Source organism: Mesorhizobium sp. NZP2234 (assembly GCF_013170765.1).
Lineage (GTDB): Bacteria > Pseudomonadota > Alphaproteobacteria > Rhizobiales > Rhizobiaceae > Mesorhizobium > Mesorhizobium loti_D.
In genome coordinates this window covers 1776151-1795226 of the sequence record NZ_CP033364.1, presented here as the reverse complement: position 1 = coordinate 1795226, position 19076 = coordinate 1776151, and the positions used below count along the sequence as shown (strand labels likewise).

Below are 19076 nucleotides of genomic sequence, written 5' to 3'. Positions count from 1 at the left end.
CTGCATTTCAAACCTGTTGGCGTCGCCGGCGCCAGTGGCGCTATGATTGCGCGCCCATGGGCAGGGGGCGCGTCACGCTCGGGCTGGTCAAGGCCGCGGAGGGACGGCGCATCGAATCCGAAACCTCGCAAGCCATGCAATGAGCGCTGATCCGCGGCGCGAATTCACGTGCTTTCGCGCGACATGAATTCGGTGGCGAAACAGAGCAGTCCTGCAATCGGCAGTGCCAGCCCGATCCAGGACACCAGCGGCCAGCCGCCTTGCGCATACGCCCAGCCGCCAACGCCCGAGCCGATCGCGCCGGCGATGAAGAACGTCGCCATGTAGAGCCCGTTGAGACGGCTGCGATGTGCGGCGCCGAGCGCGAACAGGTCCCGATAACCGAGGACAAGGTTGGTCTGCACGCCGAAGTCGAGGACGATGGCGGCGACAATCAGCAGCGCCAACGAAAGCGTCGAGCCGGTGTGGGCGATGTGGGTTACGAGAAACGCGACGGCGACGCACAGCATGGCGAAGGCGGTGGCCGGCCGGCCCCATCCGCGGTCGGCGGCTCTTCCGGCGAGCGGCGCGGCGATTGCGCCGGCGACGCCGGCCAAAGCGAACAAGCCGATGCCGCGCTGCGTCAAGTTGAAATCTGGACCGCCCAGCAGCAGCGGCGTCGTCGTCCAGAACAGGCTGAAAGCCGCGAAAAGGAATGCCTGGTAGAGAGCCCGACGGCGCAGGACCGGCGTCGTGCGCGCAATATGCACCATGGACGCCAAAAGCGCGCCGTAGCTTAGACGCGCCGTCGGCTCGCGCCTGGGCAGCGCAAACCGCAGCACCACGGCCAGCAGGATCATGACGGTGCAAGAGGTGAAGTAGACCACATGCCAGGACGACAGCGCTGTGATGAAGCTGGAAAACGGGCGTGACAGCATGATACCCAGCAACAATCCCACCGAGACATTGCCGACCACGCGGCCACGCCTTGCTTCCGGCGCCAGGTGCGCCGCATAGGGGATGAGCATCTGCACCGCGACCGAGCCGAGGCCGACAAACAGCATCGCGGCCAGAAAAGCCATTGGCTGCGTCGAAATCGCCGCGCCCAGCAAGGCGAGCGTTGCAATGGCGAGTATGCCAAGCACGAGCCCGCGGTTCTCCATGAGGTCGCCTAGCGGCACGATGAACAGCAGGCCCACCCCGTAGCCGACCTGGGCCATCGTAACGATCAGGCCCGCCGCATGTGGCGGCAGGCCAAGTTCGGCGCCGATCGGGCCGATCAGCGGTTGTGCATAATAGATGTTGGCGACAATCAGACCGCAGGCGGCTGCCAGCAGAAAGGTCATCCAACTCGAAATCGTCGTCTCGGCGGACGCGGAGCCGGATGCGATAATGGTCGTCATGGCGATACCCATCGGAACGGAACGTTCCGATGGGTAGAACGAACCGTTCCGTTTCGTCAAGCGATGATGTATGAACATCTCGATGCGTGGCACATCTTGGCATCAGCGCTTTTTGCGGCCAAATGGCTTCATTTGGCGTCCGCACGAATGCGGACAGGAAAACGAGCGCTTTTGCTCCGGATGGTTCCTGTCCGAGCAAGAATGTGGTGAGGCAAAGAGTTGCTGGCGGGTTGTTGTTCCAGCAGAGACGAGAACCGCTTCAGGAGGAACGGCCAATGAGCGAAATCGCCGATCCGGCACGCAGATCGATTGGCGCCAGGCGCAACCCCGACAGCGCCGAGGCGATTCTGGAGGCCGCCGAGGCCGTGCTGATCGAGGCCGGTTATGCCGGGTTCTCGATCGAGGCGGTGGCGCGGCGCGCCCGCGCCGGCAAGCCGACCATCTATCGCTGGTGGCCGAGCAAGGCGGCCCTGCTGCTCGAAGTCTACCAGCGCCAGAAGCGCGTCGACGTCCCCGATACGGGAAGCCTGGAAGAGGATCTCGTCGGCTTCCTGGTCAATCTGTTCGCGCACTGGCGCGAGACATCGTCGGGCAGCGTGTTCAGGTCGCTGATCGCCGAGGCGCAGTCGGATGAAACCGCGGCCGCGGCCCTCGCCGGTTATGCCGGAGGGCGCCGCACGCATACCGGCCTGATCATCGAGCGCGCCAAGGCAAGGGGCGAAATCCCGAGCGACATCGACCCTGGCGTGGTCGCCGACCTCGTCGCTTCCTATGCCTGGCGGCATCTCTTGACCAACCGGCTCGACGAGCCTGAGGCGACGATACACAAGATGGTCCGCTATCTCCTGCAAGGCATAGCTGCGCCCGGCGGATAACGGCATCGGCGCACCAACAAAAAGGGCGCGGCAACCCTTGGCTGCCGCGCCCCTCTTTGAAAAACCGTCCAGGCTTACTTGCCGGCTTCCATCGTATCGACGGCCTGCTTCAGCTTGGCGTCGGGGATCTCGACCTTGGCATCGGCGCGCAGCGACTTGACCAGCGCGAAATACTTGTCGCGGATGACCGCCTGCTTGGCCTGGTCCTTCACCTCGTCGAAGGCCGGCGGCTGCTTGGCCCGCTTGTCCTCGAGCTTGATGACATGCCAGCCGAACTGCGTCTGCACCGGCTGCTCGGTGTATTTTCCGACATCGAGCGCGAAGGCCGCCTTGTCGAATTCCGGCACCATCTGGCCAGGTCCGAACCAGCCGAGGTCGCCGCCATTGGACTTGCCGGAGGGATCGCTGGTGTGCTCGTTGGCGAGCTTCTGGAAATCGCCGCCGCCGTCGAGCTGCTTGATGATCGCCTCGGCCTCTTCCTTCGTCTTCACAAGGATGTGACGGGCATGCACCTCGTTGGCCGGCGGCGTGTTGGCGATTTCCTGGTCGTAGCGGGCGCGGACCTCGGCGTCGGTGACCTTGTCGACGACGCCCTTCTCGACCATCTCGCCATGCAGCGCGCGCTGCTGCAGGAAGGCCATGCGGCGCTGGAAGTCGGGATCCTTGTCGAGACCGTCGGTAACGGCCTTGGCGGCCATGACACGAATCTCGATGGCCGCCGAAAGGGCCGCCGCGCGGCGCTGTTCGGGCGGCAGCTGCGCGAATTGCTGCGACAGCTCGCCTTCGGCAAGCACCAGATCGGCTTCAGTCAGGGCCTGGCCGTTGACCGTGGCCACCACGGCGTTCGGATCGACCGGCGCCGCCGCGGGTGCGGCCGGAGCAGCAGGAGCGGTCTCCTGCGCCATCAGCGGCGACAGGCAAAGAGCCGACAAGCCGAAGGCCAAGCCAAGGCTGGCGAGCGACGCACGGCGGAACAACAAGGACATAAGGATGACTCCGGTGAAGGATTGTAAGGAGGGATGGCTTCCAGATCAGCCAGATTGTGGCGGAATTTGGCGCGACCGGCATGGCCAGCGCGGCGTTGACATCAGTTGAGCCCCCTCTTATCTGTCCAACGACTTGGCGTCCAGAACCGTTTTCCGGGCGCTTTTTGTGTTTGCCCGCATTCAGGCGGTGCGTTCACGCGGATTTGATGGGGCCGGCCGGCGCCTGTCTCAAGATTGAGAATTCTATCGAAAGGACCATTGGATGGTCAGTCTCGGCGGTCTCGCCCGTAAGGTTTTCGGTTCCTCCAACGACCGTCGGGTCAAATCAACCCGGCCCCGCGTCGAGGCGATCAACGCCATGGAAAACGAGATGCGGGCGCTCTCCGATGCCGAGCTTGCCGGCCGAACGGAGAAATTCCGCCAGGATATCGCCAATGGCGCCAGCCTTGACGACCTGCTGGTCCCGGCCTTCGCGACCGCGCGTGAGGCGGCGCGCCGCGTGCTCGGCATGCGCCCCTTCGACGTCCAGCTGATCGGCGGCATGGTGCTTCACAATGGCGGCATCGCCGAGATGCGCACCGGCGAGGGCAAGACCTTGGTGGCGACGTTGCCGGTCTACCTCAATGCGCTCGCCGGCAAGGGCGTCCACGTCGTCACCGTCAACGACTATCTCGCCACGCGCGACTCCGAATGGATGGGGCGCGTCTACAAATTCCTCGGCCTCTCGGTCGGCGTCATCGTCCATGGCCTGTCCGACGAGGAACGCAGCACCGCCTACGCTGCCGACGTCACCTACGCCACCAACAACGAACTCGGCTTCGACTATCTGCGCGACAACATGAAGTATGAGCGCGCCCAGATGGTGCAGCGCGGCCACAATTACGCGATCGTCGACGAAGTCGATTCCATCCTGGTCGACGAGGCGCGCACGCCGCTGATCATTTCCGGTCCGCTCGAAGACCGTTCGGAAATGTACAACACGATCGACACCTTCATCATCCAGCTGCAGCCGCAGGATTATGAGATCGACGAAAAGCAGAAGACCTCGATCTTCACCGAGGAAGGCACCGAGAAGCTGGAGAACCTGCTGCGCGACGCCGGCCTGTTGAAAGGCGAGTCGCTCTATGACGTCGAGAACGTCGCTATCGTTCACCACGTCAACAACGCGCTGAAAGCGCATCGGCTGTTCCAGAAGGACAAGGACTATATCGTGCGCAACGGCGAGATCGTCATCATCGACGAGTTCACCGGCCGCATGATGCCCGGCCGCCGCTATTCGGAAGGCCTGCATCAGGCGCTGGAAGCCAAGGAGCATGTGGCGATCCAGCCGGAGAACCAGACGCTCGCCTCCGTCACCTTCCAGAACTACTTCCGCCTCTACAAGAAGCTTTCCGGCATGACCGGCACGGCGCTGACCGAGGCCGAGGAATTCGGCAACATCTACGGTCTCGAAGTCACCGAGATCCCGACCAACCTGCCGGTCATCCGCAAGGATGAGGACGACGAGGTCTACCGGACGGTCGAGGAGAAGTACAAGGCGATCGTCAAGGAGATCCGCGAAGCCAGCGCCAAGGGTCAGCCGACCCTGGTCGGCACGACCTCGATCGAGAAGTCCGAGCAGCTGGCCGACCGCCTGCGCAAGGAAGGTTTCAAGGATTTCGAGGTGCTGAACGCCCGCCATCACGAGCGCGAGGCGGCGATCGTCGCCCAGGCCGGCAAGCCCGGCGCCATCACCATCGCCACCAACATGGCCGGCCGCGGCACCGACATCAAGCTCGGCGGCAATGCCGAGATGCGCATCGAGGAAGAATTGGGCGACATGCCTGCGGGTCCCGAGCGCGAGGCGCGGGAAAAGGAAATCCACGCCGATGTCGAGCGCCTGAAGGAAAAGGCGCTGGCCGCCGGCGGCCTCTATGTGCTGGCCACCGAGCGCCATGAATCGCGCCGCATCGACAACCAGTTGCGCGGCCGCTCCGGCCGCCAGGGCGACCCCGGCCGTTCGAAATTCTTCCTGTCGCTGCAGGACGACCTGATGCGCATCTTCGGCTCCGAGCGCATGGACGGCATGCTGCAGAAGCTCGGCCTCAAGGAAGACGAGGCGATCATCCATCCCTGGATCAACAAGGCGCTGGAAAAGGCGCAGAAGAAGGTCGAGGCGCGCAACTTCGACATCCGCAAGAACCTGTTGAAGTATGACGACGTCTCGAACGACCAGCGCAAGGTGGTGTTCGAGCAGCGCATCGAGCTGATGGACGGCGAAGGCCTCTCGGAAACCATTGCCGAGATGCGCGAGGGCGTCATCGACGAGATCGTCGCCAAGGCGATTCCCGAAAACGCCTATGCCGAGCAGTGGGATGTCGCGGGCCTGAAGGCCGAGGTCGCCGAATTCCTCAATCTCGACCTGCCGGTCGAGGAGTGGGCCAAGGAAGAAGGCATCGCCGAGGACGACATCCGCGAGCGCATCACGCAAGCCGCCGACGCCGCCGCCAAGGAGCGCGCCGAGCGTTTCGGGCCTGAAGTGATGAATTACGTCGAGCGCTCGGTGGTGCTGCAGACGCTCGACCATCTGTGGCGCGAGCACATCGTCAATCTCGACCATCTGCGCTCGGTGGTCGGCTTCCGCGGCTACGCCCAGCGCGATCCGCTGCAGGAGTACAAGAGCGAGGCATTCGAGCTGTTCCAGGCAATGCTCGGCAATTTGCGCCAGGCCGTCACCGCGCAGCTGATGCGCGTCGAACTGGTCCGCCAAGCCGCCGAGGCTCCGCCGCCGGAAGCACCCGACATGTTCGGCTCGCATATCGACGGCACCACCGGCGAGAACGATTTTGGCGACGGCGAGACGGCCCTTCTGGTGCGCCAGGAGCAGAACGCCGTCGTCGCCCCCGAGGACCGCGATCCGAACAACCAGGCGACCTGGGGCAAGGTCGGCCGCAACGAAGCCTGCCCCTGTGGCTCCGGCAAGAAGTACAAGCACTGCCATGGGGCGTTTGCGTAAGGACGCCGCTTCTTCCTTCTCCCCGTTTCACGGGGAGAAGGTGCCCGAAGGGCGGATGAGGGGCGCTGAGTTTCATGATTTTCGCGTGTCTCCGACCAAAAGCGATGAGACGCTCGCCCCACAAAGTCGCTTCGTCCGCAGATAGCTCTTCTTCCTCTTCCCTATCGGTGCAAAATTGCCGAAAGCCGGCGCTGCCCCTCATCCGCCTGCCGGCACCTTCTCCCCGTAAACGGGGCGAAGGGAGAACCCACCCAACCGTTTCTTAATGTGTCTCCGCTACACCAAAACCTGAAAAAGAGGCGGAAAACGGAGAGAGATCGGGGTGCGCTTTTCCGCGGCCACGACTGCCGGGCGGTTCTTGCCGCAGCGTTTGGCGCTGCGCGTGGAGCCGCTGCTCGGCCGCATCGACGCCGTGCTGTTCACCGCCGATGAACGCGGCGAGGCCGGCCGCATGTCGGTCATCGCCTTCTCCATCCGCATCGTGAGCGCCGTCATCGCCTTCATCAGCCAGGTGCTGATGGCGCGCTGGATGGGCTCGTTCGAATACGGCATCTTCGTGCTTGTCTGGGTGACGATGGTCATCGTCGGCAACCTCGCCTGCCTCGGCTTCCATACCTCGGTCATCCGCTTCATCCCCGAATACCGCGAGCGCGGCATGATGGACGAACTGCGCGGCATCGTGGTGGCCAGCCGGCTGTTCGTGCTGATCGCCTCGACGATCATCGCCGGGCTAGGCGCGCTCACCGTCTGGCTGGCGGCGCCCTGGATCGAAAACTACTACGTGATACCGTTCATCCTCGGCGCCTTCTGCCTGCCGATGATCGCGGTGTCGGATCTGTTGCAAGGCCAGGCCAGGGCGAACAGCTGGGCGCTTTTCGCCCTGTCGCCGACCTATCTGATAAGGCCGGTGCTGATCCTGCTGTTCATGGCGCTGATGCTTTTCGCCGGCTACGCCGCTGATGCCAGGACGGCGATTTTCGCCTCCATTGCCGCCACCTACGTCACCACGCTCGCTCAGCTCATCGGTGTCACCCACCGCATGGAAAGGCAGATCCCGGCCGGACCCATGAAGGTGCATTTCGCGCAATGGTTCGTCGTCTCGCTGCCGATCTTCCTGGTCGAAAGCTTCTTCTTCCTGCTCACCAATGCCGACGTGCTGATGGTCGGCGCCTATATGGATCCCAACGACGTCGCCGTCTATTTCGCCACGGTCAAGACGCTGGCGCTGGTGCATTTCGTCTATTTCGCGGTCAAGGCCGGCGTTGCCCAGCGCTATGCGCAATTCACCCATGGCGATCCGGAAAAGCTCGCGGCCTTCGCTCGCGAGACCGTGTCGTGGACCTTCTGGCCCTCGCTGCTGATGGCGCTGCTGGTGCTGGCGCTGGGCAAACCCATGCTGGTGCTGTTTGGCCCCGAATTCACGTCGGGCTATCCGCTTCTGTTCCTGCTCGTCTTCGGCGTCGTGGCGCGCGCCGCCGTCGGTCCCTGCGAGAGCCTGCTCACAATGAGCGGCAACCAGAACATCTGCGCCGCCGTCTATGCCATGACACTGGCCTTCAACATCGGTCTCAACGTGATGCTGATCCCGCATTTCGGTCTGTGGGGCGCGGCCATGGCCACCGCCTTTGCCATGATCTTCGAGGCCAGCGCGCTGTCCTTCACGGTGTGGCGCAAGCTCGGCATCGTCATGGCGATCTTCGCGCCAGCCAAAGGAGCCGCCTGATGGCCGCCATCCCGTTGCTCGAGGAAACCAGCGGCGGCACCGCCGGCGCCATGGTGTCCGGCCTTGCCGGGCTGGCGCGCGACCCCGACCCCGCCCATATCGAGATCTTCGCCAACAACCGGCCCGAGCGCAAGCTTGCCATCTATCCGGCATCGGCCGGTTTCGACCTGGTCGAGGAACTGGACTATCTCTGCGCCCGCACGATCGAGCCGAACGTTTTCTTCAACCCGCGCTTCCTGGCACCCGCAATGCCCCGGCTGGAAGATCGCGAAGTGCGGCTGGCCGTGATCCGCGACGGCGACGAATACCGCAACCGGCTGCGCCTCCTGGTGCCGATCTCGGTGGAGCGCCCGGTGGTTCCGCTCGGCGTTCCGGTGTTGCGTACCTGGTCGAGCCCCTTCGGTCCGCTCGGCACGCCGCTGGTCGACCGCGACGATCCGGTCGGCGTCGTCGAGGACTTCTTCTCTATGCTGTCGCGCCCGCATCTCAAACTGCCGAAAGTCTTCGTGCTCCCCGACATCAGGCTCGATGGCCCGGTGGCGAGCCTGCTCGGCACCGTGGCCGAAACGCGCGGCCTGACGCTGGTCACCACCGGCCAGACCCTGCGCCCGGTGCTGGAGAGCCAGCTCGACGGCGACGACTATCTGAAGGCATCGCTGCGCTCGCACCATTATCGCGAGTTCCGCCGCCTGAAGCGGCGCCTTGCCGACCTCGGCAGGCTGGAGCATGTGGTGGCGCGCGGCCCCGAGGAAATCCGCCACGCCATAGAAAGCTTCCTGACGCTGGAAGCGTCCGGCTGGAAGGGCCGCGAGCGCACCGCCATGGCGATCGACCGCTTCCGCGCCGCCTTCGCCCGCGAGGCCGTGCACCGGCTCGCCGAACAGGACATGTGCCGCATCCATTCGCTGACGCTCGACGGCCGCACCATCGCCTGCCTGATCGTCTTCGTCGAAGCCGGCGTCGCCTATACCTGGAAGACGGCCTATGACGAGACGCTGGCAGCCTATTCGCCGGGCACGCTGCTGATGATCGAGGTCACCCGGCAGCACCTCGACGATCCCAACATCATGATGACCGATTCCTGCGCGGTGCCCGACCATCCGGTGATGAGCAGGCTGTGGAGCGAGCGCAAGCCGATCGGCACGCTGGTGATCGGGCTGACCACGGACGCCGACCGCCTCGCCCGCCAGGCCGCCTCGCAACTGCATCTCTACCGCGAGACCCGCAACATGGCGCGCCTGCTGCGCAACCGTATGAAGAGCCTGTTGAGACGGCGCTGAATGCCGGCCCCGGTTTGCGACAACCCGGCCTTTGGATGGCCTTGTTGATCGGCCTCTTGATCCTGCTCAAATATCTATTCGGGGACCGGATCACCCTTCTGGCCATCGGCTGGATGGCTGGCCGGCCGCCGCGCAACCGGCCGGTTTGAGCGTGCCGCCGCCGTCTCGCCGGTGTGGCCAATCTGCATCGCCGAGATCCTGCCGAGAGCTGTACGGCCAAACACGTCCACACGAACGGCACACCGTCACATAACTGTAATGGCGCGCGCCTAGCTAAATCGCCGCCACATCCCAACGCGCCGCTCTATCAGATGCGCCGCCACATCTCGAGGAAAGACCATGCTTTTGCGCACCATCGTCGCCCCATTGGGCGTTTGCTTGTCCATGGCCACATCAGCCTTTGCGGCTGATCTGGTCGAAGCCCCGCCACCGGCAGCGCCGACCTGGACGATTGGAATAGAGGGGAGCCCGGAATTCTACGCCATCAACAATGGCAGCAACACCGCCCGGTCGCTTGCCGACACCTATTTCAAGCTCAGCGTTTCGCACAATTTCGACAACAATTTCGTCGGTGGCATCTTTATCCAGCCCACCTTCAAGACCGGTGGAAAATCCCAGTACTACGCCGAAGCCAGCCTCGGCTACAAAATCAAGGTCACGGATGCCTTCACCCTGACCCCCAGCCTGGGGCTCGGCTACACCTGGCACGATACGGGCATTATCAAGGATGCGGATGCCAATGCGAATGTTCCTTACTACGCCCTGTATATCGCGGGCGATTGGAAGGTCTCCAAGCAATGGACCTGGAACGTCTTCAACTTCCGCTACCGCAATGCCTTCAACACCACCTGGGAAACGCCAAAGCTGGCCACCGGATTGACCTACAGCATCGACTCCACCAACGCGGTCTATGCCAGCGTTGGCTATTCCTGGAAGAAGACCGACACCACTTCAGCCCCCTACAACGATCTCGCGGGCGACAAATGGAATATCGCGATCGGCTATAAGCATTCGCTCTGAGCGGACTGGAGAGGGCGCAGGCTGGCACTGAAGCTGGCCTGCGCCCTCAATCTGCCGGTGGGTTTTGCCCCGCACCATGGGCAGGCGAGCAACACGATCAGGTCTGAACATGGAATGGTGCCCCTAGCCGGGATCGAACCAGCACTCCTTGCGGAACTCGATTTTGAGTCGAGCGCGTCTACCAATTCCGCCATAGGGGCTCAGGCCGGAGAGCCTGGATGGGCGCGGACTATACGGTCGGAGGCCTGTTCGTCAACTGGCCAATTCTCAGCTGTCCCCGGATGCGACCAACTGCGCCTTTCGATTTCATGGCGGCGCTGCCATTGTGCGGCGCGGAAAATCTTTCTAGACAGGCGGCGCATGAAGCGTGGCGGGTCTGAAGGCACCGACGCGCAAGCCTGGGCCCCTGTTTCGTCCCTGCCATTGTCCCCGGGCGGCTGCGCATTATGGACCATGCATTAGGAGAGCCGATGCTTCGCGGACTGTACGATTGGACCTTGTCGCTGGCGGCCCGCAAATCCGCGGAATGGTGGCTGGCCTTCATCGCTTTCGTCGAAAGCTCTGTGTTCCTGGTGCCGGCCGATGTGCTCTATCTGCCGATGGCGCTGTCGCGCCCGGATCGTGCTTATCGCTATGCGCTGATCGCCACCGCCGCCTCGGTGCTGGGCGGCATTGCCGGCTGGTTCATCGGCCACTACGCCTATGAGGCGGTGGCACGGCCGATCCTCGAATTCTACGGCAAGTATGATGAATTCGAGCAACTGCGCACCTCGTCGGGCATCGGCTTCATCATCCTGATGCTGATCACCTCGGGCGCGGCGCACCTGCCGCCGATCAAGGTGGTGACGATCCTGTCCGGCGTCATCGGCGTCAATCTGGCGCTGTTCATCGTGCTGGCCATCGTGGCGCGCGGCGCCCGTTTCCTGCTGCTGGCCTGGTTGTTGCGCCGCTACGGCGAGTCGATCCGCGAGTTCATCGAAAAGCGCCTTGGCCTGATCGTCGGCGCTGCCGCGGCTGCCCTGATTTTGCTCTATATCCTGATCAAATACGCGCTCTGAGGCCCCGGTCTCAAAACCGGGTGACGGTTTTGAGGAGCAAGCGGACCGGCGGGTGGCGAACACAACGGACGAAAGCCCATGACAGCGACCATGAATATCGATACCGCACGCCAGCGGACGCGGACCGCCCTGTTTCTCGCCGTCGCCATGGCCGCGACCGTCGGCTCGGCGCTCGGCTTCCAGTATATTGGCGGCTACATCCCCTGCCATCTCTGCCTGGAACAGCGCACCCCCTACTATATCGGCGTCCCGCTGATGGTGCTGGCGGTGATCGCATCGATGCTGCGCGCGCCCGCCTGGCTGACGCGCGGCCTGCTGGGCATTGGCGGTCTCCTGATGCTCTACGGCCTCTATCTCGGCGTCTACCATTCCGGCGTCGAATGGCAGTGGTGGGCCGGCCCGACCGACTGCACGGCGGGCGCCGGCCCGGTCGACACCGGCGGCAAGGGCGTGCTCGACGCGCTCGACAAATTCGTGCCGCCCTCCTGCGACAAGGCGGCTTTGCGCATCCTCGGCCTGTCGCTGGCCGGTTGGAATGCCATCGTCAGCCTCGTCTTGGCCGCTGTCGCCTTCCGGGGTGCGCTGGCCCGCGACTGATCAAATTCGATTGTGCCCCACGGCGCATGGTTCGAGCAAAATTCGGCAGGCTGAGTCGAATGGCGCGGCTTTCGAGAACCGGAGCGGAGCGTACTTAGGTACGTGAGCAAAGTCCAACTGCGACGCAGTAGAACGGGGAAGCACAGAAAGCTGCGTCAAGCGGCCAGCATGGCGGATTTCTGCCGAACTCTATGGTTCGAGTTCGACATCCCAGTAGAGATAATCCATCCAGCTTTCATGCAGATGGTTCGGCGGGAACAGGCGGCCGTTGTTGTGCAGGTCGTGCACCGTCGGCTGGTAAGGCTTCTGCAGCGGCCACATCTTGGCGTGCGCCGGCATCATGCCGCCCTTCCTGAGGTTGCAGGGCGAACAGGCGGCGACGACATTCTCCCAGGTCGTCGCGCCGCCGCGATGGCGCGGGATGACATGGTCGAAGGTCAGATCCTCGGGTGTGCCGCAATACTGGCATTGGAAGCGATCGCGCAGGAACACATTGAAGCGGGTGAAGGCCGGATGCCTGGACGGCTTCACATAGGCCTTCAGGCTGACCACGCTCGGCAGCTTCATGGAGAAGGTCGGCGAAGACACCGCATGCTCGTATTCGGCGACGATGTTCACCCGGTCGAGGAACACCGCCTTGATGGCATCCTGCCAGGACCAGAGCGACAAGGGGTAATAGCTGAGCGGACGGTAATCCGCATTCAGCACCAGTGCTGGAAGCCCATCCGGAGATACGGCGACCGTCACGTGTTTACCTCCTTGGTTCTAGACCCGAACGGCGCGGATACTGTAAGCCCGACATGACAGGGATGTGAAGCGGATTGTCGCTTGCCCAAAGCGTCAAAAACCCCCGATTTTTATGCTTTTTTGCGGATTCAGGATGACGGCGCGGCGTCCCTGCCCCTGGTTTCGCGATAATAGGACCAGAAAAGCCGCGATGCGACACCTCGCCACGGGCTCCATGATTCGGCCAATGCGATCAATGTTTTCTCCGGCGGACGCGGGTCGATGCCGAGCGCGTGGCCGACCGCCGTTTGCAGCGCGACATCGCGCGCGGGAAAGATGTCGGGGTGCCCGGCGGCAAACAGAAGGTACACTTGCGCCGTCCAGGGACCGATGCCGGGCACCGCGGTCATCGCCGTGATCGCATCGGCCGCGTCGAGCGAACAGAGGTGATTGAGGTCGAGCCCGTCGGCCACGGCCTGGGCAACCGCGATCAGTCCGCGCTGCTTGGGCCGCGACAGGCCGGCCTCGCGAAACATGTCCTCGCCGGCGGCCAGGATCGCCTGCGGCGTCAGCGGATCGACGAGCCTGGTCAGCCGGCCGAAGATCGCATCGGCGCTCGCCCGGGAGACCTGTTGCGAGACGATGATCGAGGCCAGGCTCCTGAACCCCGGCTCCGAAAGCCTGAGCGGCACCTCGCCGGCCATGCCTCGCACCTTTTCCAGGCGCGGGTCGATGATGCAAAGCGCATCGAGCCCGCGGGCAATGTCGTCCAGTGTGGCAATGCGTTGCATGGTTTCCTTGTCCTGGAATGTGCCGCAAGGTAGCAACCGCCGAAACAGCAGCACAACCCGATTGCCGCCACAGACATGACGCTCCTGACATTCCGCTTCGCGCCCAGCCCCAACGGCGAACTGCATCTCGGCCATGCCTATTCGGCGCTGCTCAACCACAAGCTCGCAAACGCCAGCGGCGGCCGCCTGCTGCTGCGCATCGAGGATATCGACACCACGCGCTGCACGCCGCAATTCGAGGCGGGCGTGCTTGCCGATCTGAAATGGCTGGGGCTTGGCTGGGAAGAGCCGGTGCGCCGCCAGTCCGAGCATTTCGCGGAGTATCGGGCGGTGCTTGACCGGCTGATCCGTGAAGAACTCGTCTATCCCGCCTTCATGAGCCGAGGCGACATCAGGGCCTTCATCGCCGATAGCGAAAGGCGCGGGCGTGACTGGCCGCGCGATCCCGATGGCGTGCCGCTCTATCCCCCAGCAGACAAGGCGCTGCCGGTGAAAGAACGCAAACGGCGCATCGCCGGCAACGAGCCTTTTGCCTGGCGGCTGGATGTCGGCGCCGCCATGGCGCGTGTCGGCAGGGATCTCGCCTGGACCGAATTCACCGATGAGACGTTATCCGCGACGCGCCCTGTCGAGGCCCGTCCACAGGATTGGGGCGACGTGATCGTGGCACGGCGCGACATCCCGACCAGCTACCACCTCGCCGTCATTGTCGACGACGCCCTGCAACGCGTCAGCCATGTCGTGCGCGGCCAGGACCTGTTTTCCGCCACCGGCGTGCAGCGCCTGCTGCAGGAATTGCTCGTGCTGCCGCAACCCGCCTATTTCCACCATCGGCTCATCCTCGGGCCGGACGGGCGAAAACTGTCGAAGAGCCTTGGCGACACCGGCCTTGCCAAGCTGCGCGGGGCCGGCGCGACACCTGACGACATCAGGCGGATGATCGGACTTTGACCTCCACGAGGTCGGGAGAACCGCATGCCGGACGCGCCGCCGATTGAATTCCCGTGATGCATGGATCAATCGTTTCGTTTTGCGCGCTGCGTTGAACGGGACTAGAGCATCGCCACGGTCAACTCTCTGCGGCGGTCTCCGGAAAATGCACAGCATCAAGCGGTTCATCCCCGCCACCTTCGTCGTCCTGTGGGCGACCGGCTTCATCGGCGCGCGCTACGCCATGCCATGGGCGGAGCCGTTCACCTTCCTCGCCGCGCGTTTCGTCATCGCCGCCATCCTGCTGGCTACCCTGATGCCGGTGCTGGGCTCGAAGCGAGCCACCCGCAAGGAGGCGCTGCACGCCACCGGCGCCGGCGTGCTCATGCATGGCGTCTATCTCGGCGCCGTCTTCTGGGCCATCCACAGGGGCATGCCGGCAGGGTTTTCAGCCCTGATCGTCGGCCTGCAACCGCTGATCACGGCAGTGCTTGCCGGCAAGTTCCTCGGCGAGGCAATCCTGCCGCGCCACTGGCTTGGCCTGGGCATTGGCCTGATCGGCATCGTCATCGTGCTGTGGCCAAAACTTGGGGCGCTTGGCGGCGGCGTCACCGCCGCGACCCTGACCGCCTCGTTGGTCTCGGTGCTCGGCATGAGCGCCGGCACCATCTGGCAGAAGCGTTTCGCTTCCGGCGGCGACCTCGTGGCCGCCACCATGTGGCAATATGTCGGCGGCGCCTCGCTGATGATCCTCGCCGCGCTTGCTTTCGAGACGCACACCGTCGTCATCAACGGCGAACTGATCTTCGCCATGGCCTGGCTCGTACTGGTGCTGTCGCTCGGCGCCATCTTCCTGTTGATGGTGATGATCCGCGACGGCGAGATGTCGAAGGTCGCCTCGCTGTTCTACCTCGTCCCGGCGGTAACGGCGGTCATCGCCTGGGCGTTGTTCGACGAGCAGCTCAACGCGCTGCAGATCGTCGGCATGGCCATCACGACTTTCGGCGTTGGCCTGGCAACGGCGCGGCAGACCAGGGGAAGATTGCAGGCAAGGGAGGAATTGAGGAATTGAGGAAGAAGCACGCCACGCCGGATATGGCCACTTTTCTTCACTTCCTCAATTCTCCAGCTCTTCAATTCCTCAATCCGACCGGCACCGCCTCATCCCACCCGGGCACGCGCCTCCAGATAACGGCTGATCGCGGCATTGAGCTCGCCGCCAAGGATGAAGATCGCCGAGACGATGTAGAGGAAGACCACCGCGATCATGATCGAGGCCAGCCCGGCATAGGTCGTCACATAGGACGAGAAATGGTCGAGATAAGTGGCGAACATCGTCGAGCCGATGAGCCACGCCGCCAGTGTGAAGACGATGCCCGGCACCAGCGAGACGAAGCGGCGCTTGCCGGCCGGCAGCCAGTAGTGCACGGCAAACAGCCCGCCGATGATGACGGTTGAGGCGATGACGTAGCGCCACAGCGTGATCGTGCCGGTATAGGGCTTGATCCACTCGAAATGGGCTTCCGCCAGCCGCGCCAGCAAGGGCGCGAACACCAGGAGCACGCTGATGGCGAGGAACCCGGCGGTGGCGATCAGCACGAAGAAGATGCTCTGCACACGACGGTAGATGATGCCGCGCGTCTCGGTGACGCGATAGGCCCGGTTGAGCGACGTGCGCAGCGCCTCGATGCCGTTCGAGGCAAAGTAGGCGGCAAGCAGCACGCCATAGGTCAGCAGGTCGGTGCGCCGGACGGTCAGCACGTTCAGCACCTCATGCGCGATCGGCTTGGCGATCTGATCGGGCCAGGTATCGAAGACCAGGTGCACGGCCGTGTCGGCAAAGGCCTCGGCGCCAAGGAAGCTGCCCAGCGTCGTGGCGAAGATCAGGAACGGAAACAGCGCCATCAGCGAAGTGATCGCCAGATGGCTGGCCATAGCCCAGCCGTCATCGGTGTTGAAATGGCCGAGAGCGTCGTAGAGCACGCGGCGCAGGGCGACAATATTCCGCAGCAAAAACGCGCGCTCCCCTTCGATTGTCTAGACGCCGCGAATATGGGAAGTGAATGCGGCAAATGGCAACCCTTCGTCAAACCACGAATTCTTCAGCGGCGGAGTTGCGCACCGTCATCGTCACCGGCGCGTCTTCAGGGATAGGCGCCTATTGCGCCCGCGCGTTGAAGGCCGAGGGCTGGCGGGTGTTCGCGACGGCGCGCAAGCCGGAAGACATCGCCGCCCTCGAAGCGGACGGCATCGAGGCTTTTTACCTCGACTACGGCGAACCGGATTCCATCGCCGTCCTGGTGACTTCAGTGCTCCAACGCACCGGCGGCCGGCTCGACGCCTTGTTCAACAATGGCGCCTACGCGCAGGCCGGTGCGGTCGAGGACCTGTCGGTGGCCGCGCTCAAGGAGCAGTTCGAGGTCAATTTCTTCGGCTGGCACGATCTGACCCGCCGTCTGGTGCCGGTGATGCGCCACCAGGGTCACGGCCGCATTGTCCATTGCTCGTCGATACTCGGCCTCGTGCCGGTGCGATTTCGCGGCGCCTATTCGGCGTCGAAACATGCGCTCGAGGCGCTGATGCTCTGCCAGCGCCAGGAACTGGAAGGCAGCGGCATCCATGTTTCGCTCATCGAGCCGGGGCCGGTGAAATCGAAGATCGCCAGCAACGGCCTGCCCTGGTTCCTGAAAAACATCGATATCGAGAATTCCGTGCACAGTGCGGACTATGCCGCGCAGCTGGAACGGCTGCGGGCCGGCGGCAGCCAATCGACGCTGAAGCCTGGGCCGGAGGTGGTCCACAAGGTTCTGCGCCATGCACTTCTGTCGCGGCGCCCGCGCCCGCACTATGTGGTAACAGTGCCGGCCAGGATCGGCGTTGTATTCAAGCGCATCCTGCCGGCATCGATGCTCTACCGCCTGATGGCCAAACGCGCCTGAACGCGAAAACAACTGGAAACGCAACAATGGCAACCGTCTTCAATATCCTCGCCATTCTGGTCATGGCCGCCGTGGTGATCGTGCTGATCCGGGGCCTCGTCAACATGATGCGCGGCGGTACCGGCGTCACCTCGAACAAGCTGATGCAGGCACGCGTCATGCTGCAGGCCGTGGCGCTGGTGCTGATCCTGCTTGCGGTGTATTTCACCCGCAAATGAGGACCGTTCGGGAGGCGATGTGGTCAAGCTCAACAAGATCTACACCCGCACCGGCGATGACGGCACGACAGGACTCGGTACCGGGGAACGGCGGCTGAAATCCGACCTGCGGGTGGATGCCTACGGTACGGTCGACGAGGCCAATGCCTGCATCGGCGTTGCCCGTGTCCACACGGCAGTGAGCCACCCGGCGATCGATGCCATGCTTTCGCGCATCCAGAATGATCTGTTCGACCTCGGCGCTGACCTTGCCGTACCCGACGACGGCAAGCCGCTGGGATATGAGCCTTTGCGGATCACGCCCGTGCAGACCGACCGGGTCGAAAAGGACATCGACCTCCTCAACAAGGATCTGCAGCCGCTCAAATCCTTCGTGCTCAACGGCGGCACGCCGGCTGCCGCTGCCCTGCATCTTGCCCGCACCGTGGTACGGCGGGCCGAACGGCTGATGGTGGCGCTGGCTCAAGATCCGGCCGAGCATGTCAACCGCGACGGGCTGAAATACATCAACCGCGTCTCGGACTTCCTGTTTGTCGCCGCCCGGGCGGTCAATGACAATGGAAATGCCGACGTGCTATGGGTTCCTGGCAAGAACCGCTGAACGGACCGAAAGCGGGAGGGGCCAGACACGCATGTTCATCCCGCTTTACGACACCAACAGGCTGCGCCACATCCGCCTGCAATATGTGACGATCGGCCTGATCGTGGTCAACGCGCTGGTCTATTGCGCCACCGCGCTCGGCGGCGAGAATTTCACCAACGCCGCCGTGCTTGGCCTTGGCTTCATCCCGTCAGTCGTCCATGACACGGCCGAACTCGACCCTCGCTTTGTCATCATCCCCGAAAGCCTGAGCTACCTCACCTATTCCTTCCTGCATGCCGACATCTTCCACCTTGGTGGCAACATGCTGTTCCTGTGGGTGTTCGGCGACAATGTCGAGGATGCCCTCGGTCACATCCGCTACCTCATTTTCTATCTCCTGTGCGCCGTCGCCGGCGCCGCCTTCCAGAGCTTCGTCGCCTGGGACTCGCAGGTGCCGCTGATCGGCGCCTCCGGCGCCATCGCCGGCGTGGTCGTCGCCTACCTGATCCTCTATCCCAGGGTGAAGGTCTGGGTGCTTGCCTTTGCCCGCATACCACTGCGCATTCCGGCCTTCATCCCGCTTATCCTGTGGGTGCTGTTCCAGGTCTTCATGTTCGCCGCTGGCGGCGAGGATCAGATTTCCTGGGCCTGCCACATCGGCGGCATCATTGCAGGCGCGGTGCTGGTGCTTGTCCTGCGCAGCCGCGGCGTACCGCTTTTTGCCGGCGCCGATGAGGATACAGTGGTTCCCACTCCCGACCAGCCGACGGTTGCCGCTCGGCCAGCGGCGCCCGAACCGCCCGCCACCACGGCGCGCTGGGGCCGGGGAAACCCTTCTGGCCCAAACTGAACCGATTTGAGCCGCTTTCAGCGTATTGACGTCAAGGGTTGCCCCAACTACGGAAACGTCTCCGTCCGAGCCCAGGGCTGTTAAGGAGCAGTCAAGACGGGCAAAGACCAGAATTTCCATCCG

Annotated in this window: 19 protein-coding genes and 1 tRNA gene; 14 read left to right on the top strand and 6 right to left on the bottom strand. The window is 63.6% G+C overall.

Annotated features, from left to right (window positions below; all coding sequences use genetic code 11):
* Positions 1-164: 164 nt before the first annotated feature.
* Positions 165-1382 carry an MFS transporter gene (locus EB230_RS08800; protein WP_056576594.1) on the bottom strand — a complete coding sequence of 406 codons (1218 nt, stop codon included), beginning with the start codon at positions 1380-1382 and terminating at the stop codon, positions 165-167.
* Between the two features lie 275 nt (positions 1383-1657).
* Between EB230_RS08800 and EB230_RS08795 the strand changes: the two genes are divergently transcribed.
* Entirely contained in the window at positions 1658-2257 is a 600-nt protein-coding gene (locus EB230_RS08795) for a TetR/AcrR family transcriptional regulator (protein WP_056576204.1), read from the top strand.
* Between the two features lie 74 nt (positions 2258-2331).
* Here the strand turns inward: EB230_RS08795 and EB230_RS08790 are convergent, their stop codons facing one another.
* Positions 2332-3243, bottom strand: coding sequence for a peptidylprolyl isomerase (locus EB230_RS08790; RefSeq protein WP_056576201.1), 912 nt, complete (start codon positions 3241-3243; stop codon positions 2332-2334).
* A gap of 262 nt (positions 3244-3505) precedes the next feature.
* Between EB230_RS08790 and secA the strand changes: the two genes are divergently transcribed.
* The 4 genes from secA (at position 3506) to EB230_RS08770 (ending at position 10261) form a co-directional block, all read left to right on the top strand.
* Positions 3506-6238: a preprotein translocase subunit SecA gene (gene secA / locus EB230_RS08785; protein ID WP_056576198.1), complete on the top strand. Its 2733-nt coding sequence runs from the start codon at positions 3506-3508 to the stop codon at positions 6236-6238.
* Between the two features lie 322 nt (positions 6239-6560).
* The gene (locus EB230_RS08780; protein ID WP_172372080.1) at positions 6561-7961 is read left to right on the top strand and encodes a lipopolysaccharide biosynthesis protein; all 1401 of its coding nucleotides are present in this window, start codon (positions 6561-6563) and stop codon (positions 7959-7961) included.
* Positions 7961-9241 carry a GNAT family N-acetyltransferase gene (locus EB230_RS08775; RefSeq protein WP_056576193.1) on the top strand — a complete coding sequence of 427 codons (1281 nt, stop codon included), beginning with the start codon at positions 7961-7963 and terminating at the stop codon, positions 9239-9241. Before EB230_RS08780 ends, EB230_RS08775 begins: the two co-directional genes overlap by 1 nt.
* A 345-nt stretch (positions 9242-9586) precedes the next feature.
* On the top strand, positions 9587-10261 hold the full coding sequence (locus EB230_RS08770; protein WP_172372078.1) for a hypothetical protein: 675 nt from the start codon (positions 9587-9589) through the stop codon (positions 10259-10261).
* 115 nt (positions 10262-10376) lie between these two features.
* Here the strand turns inward: EB230_RS08770 and EB230_RS08765 are convergent.
* A tRNA-Leu gene (locus tag EB230_RS08765) sits at positions 10377-10461 on the bottom strand.
* An 18-nt stretch (positions 10462-10479) separates the two neighbouring features.
* Between EB230_RS08765 and EB230_RS08760 the strand changes: the two genes are divergently transcribed.
* The 3 genes from EB230_RS08760 (at position 10480) to EB230_RS08750 (ending at position 11916) form a co-directional block, all read left to right on the top strand.
* Positions 10480-10641, top strand: coding sequence for a hypothetical protein (locus EB230_RS08760; protein ID WP_155772508.1), 162 nt, complete (start codon positions 10480-10482; stop codon positions 10639-10641).
* Positions 10642-10731: 90 nt separating this feature from the next.
* Complete coding sequence (locus tag EB230_RS08755) at positions 10732-11319, top strand: YqaA family protein (RefSeq protein ID WP_056576186.1); 588 nt, start codon at positions 10732-10734, stop codon at positions 11317-11319.
* A gap of 78 nt (positions 11320-11397) precedes the next feature.
* A complete protein-coding gene (locus tag EB230_RS08750) occupies positions 11398-11916 on the top strand; it encodes a disulfide bond formation protein B (protein WP_172372076.1) in 519 nt (172 codons plus the stop codon).
* Positions 11917-12105: 189 nt separating this feature from the next.
* Here EB230_RS08750 and EB230_RS08745 read toward each other — a convergent pair whose 3' ends face one another.
* Positions 12106-12663: an HNH endonuclease gene (locus EB230_RS08745; protein WP_008874122.1), complete on the bottom strand. Its 558-nt coding sequence runs from the start codon at positions 12661-12663 to the stop codon at positions 12106-12108.
* Positions 12664-12791: 128 nt separating this feature from the next.
* Positions 12792-13433 (bottom strand): DNA-3-methyladenine glycosylase, encoded by a 642-nt coding sequence (locus EB230_RS08740; protein ID WP_172372074.1) that lies wholly within the window; start codon positions 13431-13433, stop codon positions 12792-12794.
* 75 nt (positions 13434-13508) lie between these two features.
* Here EB230_RS08740 and gluQRS point away from each other — a divergent pair, with 75 nt between their 5' ends.
* Both gluQRS and EB230_RS08730 read left to right on the top strand, forming a co-directional pair.
* Positions 13509-14384 (top strand): tRNA glutamyl-Q(34) synthetase GluQRS, encoded by an 876-nt coding sequence (gene gluQRS / locus EB230_RS08735; protein ID WP_172372071.1) that lies wholly within the window; start codon positions 13509-13511, stop codon positions 14382-14384.
* Between the two features lie 145 nt (positions 14385-14529).
* Complete coding sequence (locus tag EB230_RS08730; protein WP_172372069.1) at positions 14530-15435, top strand: DMT family transporter; 906 nt, start codon at positions 14530-14532, stop codon at positions 15433-15435.
* Between the two features lie 89 nt (positions 15436-15524).
* Here EB230_RS08730 and EB230_RS08725 read toward each other — a convergent pair whose 3' ends face one another.
* The gene (locus tag EB230_RS08725; protein ID WP_056576173.1) at positions 15525-16376 is read right to left on the bottom strand and encodes a YihY/virulence factor BrkB family protein; all 852 of its coding nucleotides are present in this window, start codon (positions 16374-16376) and stop codon (positions 15525-15527) included.
* A 59-nt stretch (positions 16377-16435) separates the two neighbouring features.
* Here EB230_RS08725 and EB230_RS08720 point away from each other — a divergent pair, with 59 nt between their 5' ends.
* From EB230_RS08720 to EB230_RS08705, 4 genes are read left to right on the top strand one after another with little or no spacing between them, the layout of a single operon-like run.
* Positions 16436-17302 (top strand): SDR family oxidoreductase, encoded by an 867-nt coding sequence (locus EB230_RS08720; protein ID WP_172372067.1) that lies wholly within the window; start codon positions 16436-16438, stop codon positions 17300-17302.
* A 26-nt stretch (positions 17303-17328) separates the two neighbouring features.
* On the top strand, positions 17329-17520 hold the full coding sequence (locus EB230_RS08715; protein WP_056576167.1) for a twin transmembrane helix small protein: 192 nt from the start codon (positions 17329-17331) through the stop codon (positions 17518-17520).
* A 19-nt stretch (positions 17521-17539) separates the two neighbouring features.
* The gene (locus EB230_RS08710) at positions 17540-18121 is read left to right on the top strand and encodes a cob(I)yrinic acid a,c-diamide adenosyltransferase (protein WP_056576164.1); all 582 of its coding nucleotides are present in this window, start codon (positions 17540-17542) and stop codon (positions 18119-18121) included.
* Positions 18122-18152: 31 nt separating this feature from the next.
* On the top strand, positions 18153-18953 hold the full coding sequence (locus tag EB230_RS08705) for a rhomboid family intramembrane serine protease (protein ID WP_056576161.1): 801 nt from the start codon (positions 18153-18155) through the stop codon (positions 18951-18953).
* Positions 18954-19076: the final 123 nt, after the last annotated feature.